This window comes from Hamadaea sp. (assembly GCF_013362815.1).
GTDB lineage: Bacteria > Actinomycetota > Actinomycetes > Mycobacteriales > Micromonosporaceae > Hamadaea.
Window position 1 is genome coordinate 22,047 of the sequence record NZ_JABFVK010000027.1, and the last position, 13,189, is coordinate 35,235.

The 13,189-nt window shown below is 68.4% G+C and carries 11 protein-coding genes; 4 read left to right on the forward strand and 7 right to left on the reverse strand.

Annotated elements, in window-relative coordinates:
- Positions 1-60: 60 nt before the first annotated feature.
- The gene (locus tag HOV77_RS15260; RefSeq protein ID WP_290862799.1) at positions 61-1,035 is read right to left on the reverse strand and encodes a hydroxyacid dehydrogenase; all 975 of its coding nucleotides are present in this window, start codon (positions 1,033-1,035) and stop codon (positions 61-63) included.
- A 172-nt stretch (positions 1,036-1,207) separates the two neighbouring features.
- Here HOV77_RS15260 and HOV77_RS15265 point away from each other — a divergent pair, with 172 nt between their 5' ends.
- From HOV77_RS15265 to HOV77_RS15275, 3 genes are read left to right on the forward strand one after another with little or no spacing between them, the layout of a single operon-like run.
- Positions 1,208-2,128, forward strand: coding sequence for an ABC transporter permease subunit (locus HOV77_RS15265; protein WP_290862712.1), 921 nt, complete (start codon positions 1,208-1,210; stop codon positions 2,126-2,128).
- On the forward strand, positions 2,125-3,015 hold the full coding sequence (locus tag HOV77_RS15270; RefSeq protein ID WP_290862714.1) for a carbohydrate ABC transporter permease: 891 nt from the start codon (positions 2,125-2,127) through the stop codon (positions 3,013-3,015). Before HOV77_RS15265 ends, HOV77_RS15270 begins: the two co-directional genes overlap by 4 nt.
- Positions 3,016-3,038: 23 nt before the next feature.
- Complete coding sequence (locus HOV77_RS15275; RefSeq protein ID WP_290862716.1) at positions 3,039-4,670, forward strand: hypothetical protein; 1,632 nt, start codon at positions 3,039-3,041, stop codon at positions 4,668-4,670.
- Here HOV77_RS15275 and HOV77_RS15280 read toward each other — a convergent pair.
- Positions 4,667-5,704, reverse strand: a complete 1,038-nt coding sequence (locus tag HOV77_RS15280; protein WP_290862718.1) for a LacI family DNA-binding transcriptional regulator — start codon at positions 5,702-5,704, stop codon at positions 4,667-4,669. The two genes, HOV77_RS15275 and HOV77_RS15280, sit on opposite strands and share 4 nt — an antisense overlap.
- A 56-nt stretch (positions 5,705-5,760) precedes the next feature.
- On the opposite strand from HOV77_RS15280, the gene HOV77_RS15285 reads away from it, so the two are divergent.
- Positions 5,761-7,056 (forward strand): GH1 family beta-glucosidase, encoded by a 1,296-nt coding sequence (locus HOV77_RS15285; RefSeq protein ID WP_290862721.1) that lies wholly within the window; start codon positions 5,761-5,763, stop codon positions 7,054-7,056.
- Between the two features lie 89 nt (positions 7,057-7,145).
- Here HOV77_RS15285 and HOV77_RS15290 read toward each other — a convergent pair whose 3' ends face one another.
- The 5 genes from HOV77_RS15290 to HOV77_RS15310 all read right to left on the reverse strand — a co-directional run bounded on the left by HOV77_RS15290 (position 7,146) and on the right by HOV77_RS15310 (position 13,122).
- On the reverse strand, positions 7,146-8,315 hold the full coding sequence (locus HOV77_RS15290; protein WP_290862723.1) for an ROK family transcriptional regulator: 1,170 nt from the start codon (positions 8,313-8,315) through the stop codon (positions 7,146-7,148).
- Between the two features lie 82 nt (positions 8,316-8,397).
- Complete coding sequence (locus HOV77_RS15295; protein WP_290862725.1) at positions 8,398-9,894, reverse strand: glycoside hydrolase family 36 protein; 1,497 nt, start codon at positions 9,892-9,894, stop codon at positions 8,398-8,400.
- Positions 9,895-9,968: 74 nt separating this feature from the next.
- On the reverse strand, positions 9,969-11,315 hold the full coding sequence (locus HOV77_RS15300; protein WP_290862727.1) for a sugar ABC transporter substrate-binding protein: 1,347 nt from the start codon (positions 11,313-11,315) through the stop codon (positions 9,969-9,971).
- 29 nt (positions 11,316-11,344) lie between these two features.
- A complete protein-coding gene (locus HOV77_RS15305) occupies positions 11,345-12,226 on the reverse strand; it encodes a carbohydrate ABC transporter permease (RefSeq protein WP_290862729.1) in 882 nt (293 codons plus the stop codon).
- 14 nt (positions 12,227-12,240) lie between these two features.
- A complete protein-coding gene (locus HOV77_RS15310; RefSeq protein WP_290862731.1) occupies positions 12,241-13,122 on the reverse strand; it encodes a sugar ABC transporter permease in 882 nt (293 codons plus the stop codon).
- Between the last annotated feature and the right edge of the window lie 67 nt (positions 13,123-13,189).

The window sequence follows — 13,189 nt, forward strand, 5'->3', positions numbered from 1 at the left end:
TGGTGCGCCATGGGGCGCCGCACGGGCGCCGCGCCCGGCGGGGCGGCCGCGTGGGCGCGGCTAGGCGAGCAGCGCGAGCTGGTCGGCGTACACCCGGCCGAGAAGCGGCTCCCCGGCGAGGAGGCGTTCGACTTCGGCGACGGCGTACTCGCCGAGGCGGCGTACCTCCCGGCCCTGGACGCCGGCCATGTGCGGAGTGATCCAGACGTTGTCGAGCTGGAAGAGCGGATGGCCGGGCGGCAGCGGCTCCGGGTCGGTGACGTCGAGGCAGGCGTCGATCCGGCCATTGGCGCATTCGCGGGCGAGCGCATCAGTGTCCACAAGTGACCCACGGGCGGTGTTGATCAGGATCGCCCCATCTGGCAGCAGCGCAAGACGGCGTTCGTCGAGGAGATGACGCGTCGAAGGCAACTGCGGTGCGTGGACGGTGACGACGTCGCACGCTTGGCACAGCTCGTCCAGTTCGGTGAGCTCGGCCCCGAGCCCGGCAGCGTCGACCACGTCGAGGTACGGGTCGGAGATGAGGACTCGATATCCGGCGGCGATCAGGCGGGTGATGACTCGGCGGCCGATCCGGGACGCGCCGATCACGCCGATGACGCGGCCGTCGTTGCCCCGGCGCTCGTCGAACGACGGAACCTTGCCCGCGGCGTACGCCTTGGCGTGCCGGAAGCCGCGCTTGCCCGCGAGCGTGATGACGGCGACGGTGAAGTCGGCGACCGGATCGGCGTTCGCGTCGGCCGCCGACGAGACCAGTACGCCGCGCGTGAAGACTTCGGGGTCGACGTGAGCCTTCACCGATCCGGCGGCGTGGACGACGGCGCGCAGTCGGGGAGCGGCGTCGAGCACCCGGGCGTCGATGCGGGGGCAGGACCAGCTGGTGAGCAGAACCTCAACGGGGGCAAGGCTTGCGAGCGTCTGGTCGTCGAATCGCTCCACCGGGTCGGTCTGAGGTAGGCGCAGTGATCGGGCGAGCCGGTCAAGCAGATCCTCGGGCAGCACGCCGGGTGCCACCTTCGGCGACATCGCGATCATTCCCACCGGTTGCACTTTATGCCTCCCGCACTTGACGTGGCCGCCGATAGAAAACGTCTCCTATGGCAGTTCCGCACGATAATCCACGGTTGTGGACGGGGCAACCGCCATAAAACGGCCAGGAGTTCATCTGCCCTTGACAGGCCAGTAGAAAAGCTTTTACTTTCTCCGCGTGGTGAAGGAAGTCCCGTCGACGAAGGCCCGTCGTTGGCGGCGCGATCGCATCTTGCTCGCGTTCGTCCTCCCCGGGCTGCTCTACTACCTGGTCTTCCAGTACGGCGCGATGTTCGGCAGTTCCCTGGCGTTCCTCGACTACGTGCCGTTCCTGGGACTCAAAGACAGCCGCTGGGTCGGGCTGGACAACTTCGAACGGCTGCTCGGCGACGCCGACTTCTGGCGCGCGACGCTGAACACCGTCGAGATCTCGTTGTTGCAGCTCGTGTTCTTCTTCCCGGCGCCGCTGGCGCTCGCGATGCTGCTGCACAGCATCATGCACGTACGCATCAAGCGGTTCGTGCAAAGCGTCGTCTACCTCCCGCACTTCATCTCGTGGGTCATCGTCGTCGCGCTGTTCCACCAGATGCTCGGCGCGACCGGCGTACTGAACGGGTTGCTCGCCGACGGCGGCCTGCACACCGTGCAGATCCTCGGCAACCCCGACGCGTTCAAACCGATGCTGGTGGCCCAGGTCATCTGGAAGGACACCGGCTGGGGCACGATCATCTTCCTGGCCGCACTGATGCAAGTGGACGAACAGCTCTACGAGGCGTCCGCGATCGACGGTGCCGGGCCGTGGCGACGCTTCTGGCACGTCACGCTGCCGGGAATCCGGACCGTCGTCGTGTTGCTGCTGGTGCTCCGGCTCGGCGAGATCCTGTCGGTCGGCTTCGAGCAGATCCTCCTGCAACGCGATTCCGTCGGGGCGAAGGCCGGCGAGATCATCGACACCTTCGTCTATTACCGCGGCGTCCAGGCCGGAGATTTCGGGTACGCCGCGGCGGCGGGCCTGTTCAAGGGAGTGGTCGGGGCGATCCTCGTCTACGCCGCGAACAAGATCTCCCATCGGCTGGGCGAGTCGGGGGTGTACCAGTGACCGCCGTCCGTCCGAAGTGGCAAGAGCCGCCCCGCCCGGTGACGAGCTTCGCCAAGGCGGTGACGGTCGTCGTCGTCCTGGCCCTGGTGACCGTGCCGTTCCTCGTGGTGGTCTCGACCAGCCTGGCCGATCCCCGGGACGTCGTCGCGAACGGCGGCTGGGTGATCTGGCCGGAGCGACCCAGTCTCGCGGCGTACCGGGAGATCCTGAACGGCGGCATCGTCGGGCGGGCGACCCTGGTCAGCCTGGCCGTGACGATCGTCGGCACCGCACTGAGCCTGACCTGCACCGTGCTGCTGGCGTACGCGCTGAGCCGTCCGGGCGTCTACGGCGGCAAGCCGTTGATGCTGCTAGTCCTGTTCACCTTCCTGTTCCCGCCCGGCATCATCCCCGCCTACCTGGTCGTCAAGGAGACGGGCCTGCTCAACGCGTACGCCGCGCTCATCGCCCCGGTCCTAGTGAACACCTTCAACCTGGTCGTGATGCGCGGGTTCTTCCAATCCCTGCCGTCGGAGCTCTACGAGGCCGCCCGCCTCGACGGAGCGTCCGAGTGGAAGATGCTGTGGCGCATCACGATCCCGTTGTCGCGGGCGGTGCTCGCCGTCATCGGCCTCTTCTACGCCGTCTCGTACTGGAACTCGTGGTTCCACGCCCTGCTCTACCTCGACGATCCGGCCAAGTGGCCACTGCAACTCGTGTTGCGTACCTATGTGCTGGCCGGCGGGCAGCTCGCCGACCCGTCGGCGGGCGAAGCCGGCCTGATGTCGGCCCCCCAGACGGTGCAGATGGCCGTCGTCGTCCTCGCCACCATCCCCATCGTGCTCGTCTACCCGTTCCTGCAGCGGTTCTTCGTCCGCGGCGTACTGGCCGGCGCGATCAAGACCTGAGCCTCAGCGAAAGGACCCCTCCCATGACCCAGTTGTCCCGGCGTGCCGTCCTGCTCGGCGCGACTGCCGCGGCCGTCTCCTCGGCGGTCGGCGCGTGCGGCGACGGAAGCCCCGGCTCCGTCGGCAACGCCGGCGCCGAGAAGGTGCCGTGGCCCACCTACGTCCCGTTCGCCGGTCCGCCGGCCGACCTGCCCGGCACCGCCGAGGGAGTGCAGCCCGGCTACACCGTCTACCCCCAGAACCTGGTCAGCGCCAGCAAGGCCAAGCCCGGCGACGGCTCGAAGGTACGCGCGGTCGCCGTCACCTACGGCACTCCGCCGACGCCGAAGGAGCAGAACAAGCTGTGGCAGGCGATCAACGACGCGCTCGGGATCGACCTGGAGCTGACGCTGATCCCCGACGCCGACTTCGACGCCAAGATGGCGACCCTGACCGCCGGTGACGACCTGCCGGACATCATCAGCATCGGCGGCGGCCACCGGCTGCCCCGGGAGCAGGACTTCGTCCTGGCCAAGTGCGCGGATCTGTCCGACTTCCTCGCCGGGGACAAGGTGAAGGCGTACCCGAACCTCGCCAATCTCCCGGCGTACGCCTGGCAGGGGATGGGCCGGGTGAAGGGGCGGCTCTACGGCATCCCGCTGGAGCGGCCGCTGCCCGGCTGGGGGATGTTCATCAACCGCGACGCGTTCACCTCGGTCGGCGCGAACGACCAGTCGTGGTCCAAGGACGACTTCGCGACCGCGGTCAAGGCCCTGAGCAAGAACAAGCAGTACGGCATGGGGGCCAACAAGGGCAACCAGTTCGGCATCCGGCAGTTCCACCTCGGCGCCTTCGGCTCGCCCAACGACTGGAAGCTCGACGGCGGCAAGTTCGTCAAAGCCGAGACGCTGCCCGAGTTCAAGGCGGCCCTCGGGTTCGCCCGCGACTTGTTCGCGGCGGGGGCGTATTACCCGGACACCATGTCCATCAGCACGGTCGACATGAAGACCTACTTTTACAACGGCACACTCAAGAGCATGACCGACGGGCTCGCCGCCTTCGCCCCCGCCGTCACCAGCGTCAAGGGTGCGTACGCCGTCGATCTGGCGCTGCCGTTCAAGGGCGGCTCGGCGGCTCCGACGATCATGGCCGGCTCCGGCGTCTTCGGGTACACCGTGCTGAAGAAGGCGTCGCCGGAGCGCGTGCAGATGTTGCTGCGGGTGCTGGACTTCCTCGCCGCGCCGTTCGGCACCAAGGAGTACGAGCTGACCCACTTCGGCGTGGAAGGCACGCACTTCACCCGGGCCGCCGACGGCACCCCCAAGCCGACCGAGCTGTGGAAGGCGGGGGAGAACGTCACCAACTTCCCGATCGGCTATCTGGCCGAGGCCCCGCGGGTGCTGTTCTTCAGCGGGGTCGACCCGGACTCGGTCAAGCGCCTGCACAAGTGGGAGACGCTCGCCGTGCCCCGGGCGGTGAAGAACCCGGCCGTCGGATTGGTCTCGGACACCTCGAACCGCAACGGCGTGGCCATCAACAAGGCGCTGAACGACGGGATCAACGCGATCGTCACCGGCCGCGAACCGATGGACGCCTGGGAAGGCGTCGTCAAGAAGTGGCGCGAGAGCGGCGGCGACAAGATCGCGGAGGAGTTCGCCAAGGAATACGCCGGCTAATGCAGTGGCCGCACCGACTTCCGCACCACCAGGTGGGTGCCGAGCATGACGTGCTCGCGCCGGGAGCCGCTGGAACGCTGGGTCGCGAGCTTCACCGCTGTGCGGCCCAGCTCCTCCTGCGGCACCAGGACGGAGGTCAGCGGCGGATCGAAGTCCCGGGCGCTGGGGGTGTCGTCGTACCCGACGAGCGAGAAGTCCTCGGGTACGCGCTTGCCGTCCTCCCGCAGCGCCTCCAGCACCCCGGCCGCCACCCCGTCGTTGCCCGCGAAGATGCCCGTGAAGTCGAGCGTGCCCTGGTCGAGGATCGCCCGCATGCGGCGGTAGCCGCCCTCGCGATCCCAGGGGCCGTGGCTGACCAAGGCCGGATCGAACGGGACTCCGTAACCCGCGAGCGCGCTGCGGTAGCCGGTGACACGGTGATCGGAGGTCGTCAGCCGATCCGGTCCGGCGATCATCAGGATGCGCCGGTGCCCGGCGGTCAGCAAGTGGGTGACGGCCGCGTGCGCGCCGCCGGTGTTCTCGTAGTCGACGGTGATGCCCGGGAAGTCCGGGCCCAGCGACGGGCGCGCGCACAACACAAGGCAGCTACCGGCGTCTTCGAGACCCTTGGCGTACTGGCGCATCCGCTCGCGGTAGTCGTCGTTCTCCACCACCCCACCGGCGAGGATCACGGCGTCGGCGCGCTGCTCGCGCATCAGGCGCACGACTTCGAGCTCGCGGTCGGGGTCGGCGTGGGTGGTGCAGATGAGGCACAGTCGATGGGTCTGGCTGGCCATCTCCTCGACTCCGGCCGCGATCCGGGCGAAGAACGGCGTGGTGACCTCGGCGACCACCAGTGCCACCACCTTGGCGGTCACGCCGTGCAAGGCTCGGGCGTGCGCGTTGACGACGTAGTCCAGTTCCCGCACCGCCTTCTCGACCCGTTCGCGGGTCTGCGCCGAGACCGGGTAGTCGCCGGACAGCACCCGGGACACGGTGGCCATCGAGACTCCGGCGCGGGCCGCCACATCTTTGATGCTCGGCCTCTTACTCACCACCACAAGCGCACCTCGTCCACGACTCTCTAGAAAAGCGATGGGAAAGCTTTACCATGAATCTACCGGACCACTTCCGCTGGGGCGTCGCGACCTCCGCGTACCAGATCGAGGGAGCCGTCGCCGAGGACGGCCGGACCGACTCGATCTGGGACACCTTCTGCCGGGTGCCGTCGGCCGTCGTCAACGGTGAGACCGGCGAGGTAGCCTGCGATCACTACCACCGGATGCCGTCGGACGTGGCGCTCATGCGTGATCTCGGCGTGGGCCTTTACCGCTTCTCCGTCTCGTGGCCGCGGGTGCAGCCCGGTGGGCGTGGCCCGGCCAACCGGCGCGGGCTCGACTTCTACGACCGGCTCGTCGACGAGTTGCAGGCGGCCGGGATCGAGCCGTGGCTCACGCTCTACCACTGGGACCTGCCGCAGGAGCTGGAAGACGCGGGCGGGTGGCCGGTACGCGACACCGCGTTGCGGTTCGCCGACTACGCGTCGCTCGTCTACGACCGGCTCGGAGATCGCATCCCGACCTGGACGACGCTGAACGAGCCGTGGTGCTCCGCCATGCTGGGGTACGCCTACGGCCGGCACGCGCCGGGCCGCACGTCGCTCGCCGACGGGTACGCCGCCGCACACCACTTGTTGCTCGGCCACGGCCTCGCCGCGCAGCGACTGCGTACGGCGGGCGCGAAGTCGCTGGGGATCACGCTGAACCTCGGCGGGCACGAACCAGCCACCGCCGCGGCGGCCGACGTCGACGCGGCTCGGCGGGCCGAAGGCTCGACTCTGCGGCTGTATCTGGACTCGCTCGTGCGCGGGGCGTACCCGGAGGACGTGGTCGCCGACCTTGCCGCACAAGGGATTCGGCTGCCGATCCAGGAGGGCGACCTCGAGGTCATCTCGACGCCGCTGGACCTGATCGGGGTGAACTACTACTCGAGCCGCGTCCACTCCGGCGAGGAGATCCTGGCGACCGGTCGTCCGGTGACGGCCATGGGCTGGGAGATCGTCCCAGAGGGCCTCACCAGACTCCTCGTACGCCTGACCCGGGACTATCCCGGTGTCCCGTGGTGGGTGACGGAGAACGGGGCCGCCTTCGACGACAAGCCCGACGCGGAAGGCTTCGTCGACGACCAGGACCGGGTGGCGTACTTCGCGTCCCACATCGACGCGATCGCCGAGGCCTGCCGGCAGGGAGCCGACGTACGCGGCTACTTCGCCTGGTCACTCCTGGACAACTTCGAATGGGCCGAGGGGTACGCCAAGCGCTTCGGCATCGTGCGGGTCGATTACGAGACGCAGCAACGGATTCCCAAGCAGAGCGCGCTGTACTACCGCGACGTGATCACCCGGTAGAGCAAGGGCGCTGGATCAGGGATCTCGGTCGAAAACGCGCCAAGATTCGACCCGGATCCCTGATCCAGCGCCCAACAGTGCAAGTGGGCTCAGCCGCGGCGAGGAGCGACCGGCGCGGACAGCCCCGCGCCGAAGAGCCGCACGTCCACCTCGGTGAGCGAGAGTTTGAGCGCACCGAGGGCGACCGACTCCGCGCCGAGGGTCGATGCGCGTACCTCGGGCATCCGGAGGCACAGCCGCTGCAGCTCGGCCCGCAATGGGTCGAGCACCAGGTCGGCTGATCGGGAGAAGCCACCGCCGAAGATGACGACCTGCGGGTCGAGGGTGAGGACGAGGGCGGCTGCGCCGATCGCGAGGTCCTTGACGTAGCGGCTCACGGCGGTGCGGGCCGCCTTGTTGCCTTCCCGCGCCGCGTTGAAGACCCAGGCCGCCGCGTCGTCCGGGCTCACCGTGTCCGGTACGCCGGGGCAGTTCTCCAGATGCGACGGTGCGGTGAGCCACTTGACCTGTTTGAGCGCGCCGATCTCGCCGGCTGCCCCGCCGAAGCCCCGGCGTAGGACGCCGTCGATGATCAGTCCTGCCCCGTTACGCATACCGGCGAGCAGGTAGACGATGTCGTCGGCGTCGCTGGCCGCACCCTGCCAGCGTTCGGCGACGGCGGCGAGCTTGCAGTCGTTCTCCACCACGATCGGGCAGGAGAACCGGCCGCCCAACTCCGCGGGGAGGTCGACCGACTTCCACCCCGGCAGCGGGGTGAAGAAGCTGGTACGCCCGCTGGCGTCGACCGCGCCGGTGACTCCGATCGTCACGGCCCAGATGTCGGCGGGGCTCATGCCGGCCTCGGTCAGGCACGTCTCGATGACCTCGTCGAGTTCGGCCAGCCGGACCGCGGGGTCGGCGTCGGCCGCCACACTTCTGCGTACCGTATGGGTGATGTTGCCGTCGAGGTCGGACAGCAAGGCGAGGATCTTGTGGACGCCGACGTCGATGCCGAGCACGTGGCCGGCGGTCCCGCGGAACTGGTAGCGGCGGGCCGGGCGGCCGACGGCGCTGTTGGCCCCGGGCTCCAGAACGGTGGCCCACCCGTCGGCGACCAGGCCTTGGGCGATCACGTCGACCGCGGGCCGGGACAGCCCGGTGCGCTGGGAGAGTTCGGTGACCGTGGACGGCGGGTTGCCGCGCAGCGCCCGCACGATGGTCAGCGAATTGAGCTCGCGCAGGCGCGGCAGATCGGTCCCGGTGGTGGCCAGATCTGTCACGATTCGCCCCTTGATTCCGCGCGGAGACGCCGCCTAATAACGCTACGATGTTTACAAAATAAGCGGCGAATGGCAAGTCGAGTCATGAGATCGGGTACGCCTGAGCCGCCGGCGTGATCACCGGAGTGAAGTCGACGGCACGCCCGCCGACGGCGAAGCGATACCGCCCGAGCCGCCGGATCTCCGGCCGCGCCGCCAGGTATGCGGTCAGGTCGTCCAGCTCGGCGGCGGTCAGCCAGCTCGGCGGATCCGACACGGCGCGGAACCCGCAGATGTCGGCGAGGTCCCGCAACCACCCGAGTTGCTGATCCGTCAGCAGGTTGAGCCGGCTGCGGAAGTAGACGACGTCGGGGTCGACCTCGGCGAGCGGCTGTTGCCACAACCGGTGCAGCGTGTTGACGACCGCATTGCGGGCCATCGCGTCCGAGGGGTCGTCGCTGGCGTAGTTCTGCCACATCGGCGCGACGTCGGGGCCGCTGCGCATGCCGTCGAGGATGCCCAGTGACGGCAGGAGAATCGCACCGCTGCCCAGCAGGTACGCGTCGTCTCCGGCGACCTGCCGGATCAGCTGCAACGCCGACCGGTACGCCGCCTCCCGCTCGCCGCCGTCCGATCGGGAGCCGACCACGGCACCGGCGTTGATGAAGTCGAGCTTGAGGTACTTGAAGCCCCATTCGTGCACGACGCGATGGGTCAGTTCGGCGAGGTACTCGCGAGCGTCGTCAGTGGACAGATCGAGGGCGTGATAGCCGGTGCCCCAGTTGTGCCCGGCGATCACCTTGTCCCCGTACGCGTCCCGCAGCAACAGCTCGGGTCGCCGCCGGGCGAGGTCCGACGTCGGCAAGGCGATGAACGGGGCCAGCCACAGCCCCGGCGTCAGCCCGGCGTCGGCGATGCGGTCGGCCAGCGCCTTCATCCCCGAGGGGAACTTGTGGTTGGGCTGCCAGTCGCCGACCGCCACCTCCCAGCCGTCGTCGACCTGGACGACGTCGAACGGCAGCCCGCGCAGCGTGTCCACGTCCTTGACGAGCTGCTGTTCGGTGATGTTCTCGTAGTAGGCGTACCAGGAGCACCAGACGTTGCCCGCGCGGGTGTTCCGCGAACCGAGCCCGTCGGCGAGCTGCCGGGCATAGGCGGCGAACACCTCCTCCTCCGGCCCGTACGCCGTGAACCAGGGCTGCGCGTCGCGCTCGTACCACCCGGCGAGGGTGTCCTGGTCGGCCGACAACCTCGGTACGCCCAACCCGAGCCCGCCGAGCAGCAGGACGTTGCCGTCCCCGCCGTCCAGCGCCGCGACGGCGGAGGAGTGGTGCCGCGCCGGATCGTCCCACGGATCGTCGTCGGCGGTGACGCGCCGAACCGGGTTCTCGATCCGCAACGGGGCCTCGGACAAGCGCCGCCAGCCGCAGGGGCTCCAGGAGTTGTAGCCGTGCCGGTAAAACGCGGCGTCGCCGAGTCCGTGCAGCAGGGCGACACGCCCCGGCGGAAGGATCAGGCCCCCGTCAGCTGCCTGCGGGCGGCCGGGCCCGTCGTGTTCGAGGGCGAAGGTGCGCCCGGCCAGCTCGATGAGCAGTGCCATGGTTCTCCAATACAGCGATGGCGTGGCGGGCCGGGGGCTGTCCCGGCCCGCCGTCTTGCAGGGTCTGGCGGTGCCTACTTGAACAGGGCGTTGACCTGGTCGTTCGCCTTCTTCAGCGAGGTGGCCGAATCGGACTGACCGAGGATCGACGCCTGGATCGCGTCCTGCACGATCTGGCTGATCTCGTTGCCGTGCTCGGTGATCGGCAGGAGGAAGGTGCCGCCGGGTGCGAGTGCCTCGTCGACGAAGACCTGGACGTCGTGGCCCTTGCTCTTGTGCGCGGCCAATGCCTTGTCACTGGCGGTCTTGATGGCCGGGAACACCACGCCGTTGCCGCCGACGACGTTCTGGCAGTCGGCCGAGCCGAGGAACTTGACCCACTTCCAGGCCTCGTCCTTGTGCTTGGTGCCGGCCCAGATCGCGTCGGACAGGCCGTTGATCGCCGTCTTGCGGCCCTGCGGCCCGGCCGGCAGCGGAGCGAACGCGAACTTCGCCTTGGCGTCCGCGCCCAGGTAGCTGTTGATCGTCCAGGAGCCGGCGAAGGTCAGCGCGCCCTTGCCCGCGTTCATCAGCGCGTCCCGGCTGAGCGTCGACTGCTTGTCCAGGGCCGGGCTGTATCCCTTGGCGATCAGCCGCTTGAACCAGTCGATCGTCTCGGCCAGCTTCGGGTCGTCGTACTTGTACTGCGTACCCCAGGGGTTCTTGTCCAGGTAGGTGAACCCGTTGCTGACGGCCAGATCGCCCCAGCCGTTCTGGCCCTGCGAGCCGTCGCCCCACTCGGCCAGGAAGCCGTACGTCTTCACGTGGGACTTGTCGAACGCAGGGTCGAGTCCGTTGCGGCCCTTGTCGTCGACGGTGGCCTTCGCGATGAGCTGCTCGAAGGTCCCGCCGTCGGCCGGGTTCCAGGTGAGGTCTTTCAGCGCGGCGGCGTCCAGCCCCTGCGCCTTGAGGAGATCGGTGTTGTAGACGAGCGCCATCGTGTCCCAGTCCTTCGGCAGGCCGTATCGCTTGCCGTCCTTCGTGAACAGATCGGCCAGCCCGGCCTGGTACTGGCTCAGGTCGACCTTGTCGGCGTCGACGTAGGGCTGGATGTCCAGGATCTGGCCCGAGGATACGAACTGCGGGTAGTAGGAGCCCTGGTTCGTCCACACGTCGGGGGCGTCGCCCGCGGCGAGCTGCGTGGTGAGGTTCTGCCAGTACTGGTTCCACGCCGACTGGGTGATCTCGACGGTGATGTTGGGATTGGCGGTGTGGAACGCGTCGGCGCACTGCTGGTACGACGCCTTCTGGTTGTCGTCCCAGAGCCAGTACTTCAGGGTGACGGCGGAGCCGTCGTCGTCACCGGACTGGCCGCACGCGGCCAACCCGGTCACCAGGGCCAGGGACAATAACGCGGCTCCGGCCCGAAAACTGCGGTTCATCGGATCCTTCTCTCTGGTGGGGGCGGGGACTACTTGTTGCCGGTGAAGTTGAGGGACTGGACCAGCCGCTTGCCCATGAGGATCAGCAGGACGAGCACCGGCAGGACGGACAGCGTCGAAGCCGCCATCAGTCCGGTCCAGTCGGGTTGGGTGTTGGGCGACTGCTGGAGGAACACCCCGAGGGCCACGGTGACCAGGCGGTTGTCCTCACCCCGGCCGACCAGCAGCGGCCAGAGGTAGTCCTTCCAGGCCCAGACGGTGGTGGTGATGCCGATCGTGATCAGCGGTCCACGGCTCATCGGCAGGGCGACCCGCCAGAAGATGCCCCAGGGTCCGGAGCCGTCGAGGATCGCCGCCTCCTCCACCTCGCGGGGCAGCGAGAGGAAGAACTGGCGCAGGAAGAACACGGCGAACGGGGTCATCAGCACCGTCGGCGCGACCATTCCGGCCATCGTGTTGATCAGGCCCAGGTCCTTCACGAGGATGAAGTTGGGCAGCAGGGTGAAGATCGGCGGCACCATGAGCGCCGCGATGACGATCCCGAAGACGAGGTCGCGGCCGGGGAATCGCAGGCGGGCGAAGGCGTACCCGGCCATGGCGCAGAACAGCGTCTGCACGACGGCGATCACTCCACAGTAGATGACCGAGTTCAGCAGGTACCCGGCGAAGTCGATCCGGGCCCCGGAACCACCGGCCGCCCGGGCGCGCTCCTCGGAGACCAGACCCAGGATGCGGCTGAAGTTGATGAGCGTCGGGTGGCGGGGCAGGAGACCGGCGTTGTCGGTGTAGATGTCGGCCGCCGGAGTCAGCGCCGTGCGTACCATCCACCAGAACGGGAACAACGTGATCAGGATGAACGCGGCCAGGGCCAGCCAGGCGAGGACGCGGCCGGGGCGCAGTCTGCTCTTCATGGTGATCGGTCCTCTCACGCCAGGTCCGAGCGGGACGCCCGCAGCAGGCGCATCTGGACGGCGGTGAGCACGCCGAGGATCAAGGCCAGGCAGATGGCGGCCGCGGCGGCGTACCCCATGTGGAAGTAGGTGAATGCCTGCTGGTAGATGTAGTAGTAGATGACCCGGGTGGCGGAGACCGGGCCGCCCTTGGTGGTCACCGCGACGGTGTCGAAGATCTGGAACGAGCCGATCAGCGAGACCACGAGCACCAGTGCCAGCACCGGGCGGAGCAGCGGCAACGTGATGCCCCGGAACATCCGCCATTCCCCGGCCCCGTCGATGGCCGCGCCTTCGTAGAGGTACTGCGGGATCTGGAGCATGCCGGCGTACAGCAGCAGCGCGGTGTAGCCGGTGTAGGCCCAGGTGTTGATCGCCGCGATCGACGGCATCGCCCAGGTCTGGTCGGTGAAGAAGCCGACCGGCCCGGCGTCGAAGACCGCCAGCAGGTGGTTGACGAACCCGAGGTTGGTGTCGAGCAACCACATCCACAGCAGGCCGACGGTGACGTTCGGGACGAGCCACGGCAGCAGCAGGGTCGCCCGCAGGACGACCGAGCGGGTCAGGCGGTGCAGCAGCGTCGCGACCCCTAACGCCAGCAGCGTCTGGGAGCCGATGTTGAGCACCACGTACCACGCCGTGACCAGCAGCGCGTTCCAGAACTGGCCGTCGGAGGCGAGCTTGGCGTAGTTCTCCGCGCCCACATAGGACGGTGTGTTGAGCATGCTGTAGTCGGTGAGGGAGTACCAGACGCCCCGCGCCGCCGGGTAGCCGTAGAACACGGCGAACCCGAGCAGCACCGGTGCCAGGAACCACCACGCCGCCCGGCGATCGTCGCGCCGTCTCTTCACCCTCATCTCGCCGCCATCTCCGCCTCTGATCTGCATCGTTCGATGCCTCTGATCTGCTCGATCGATCTGCGTC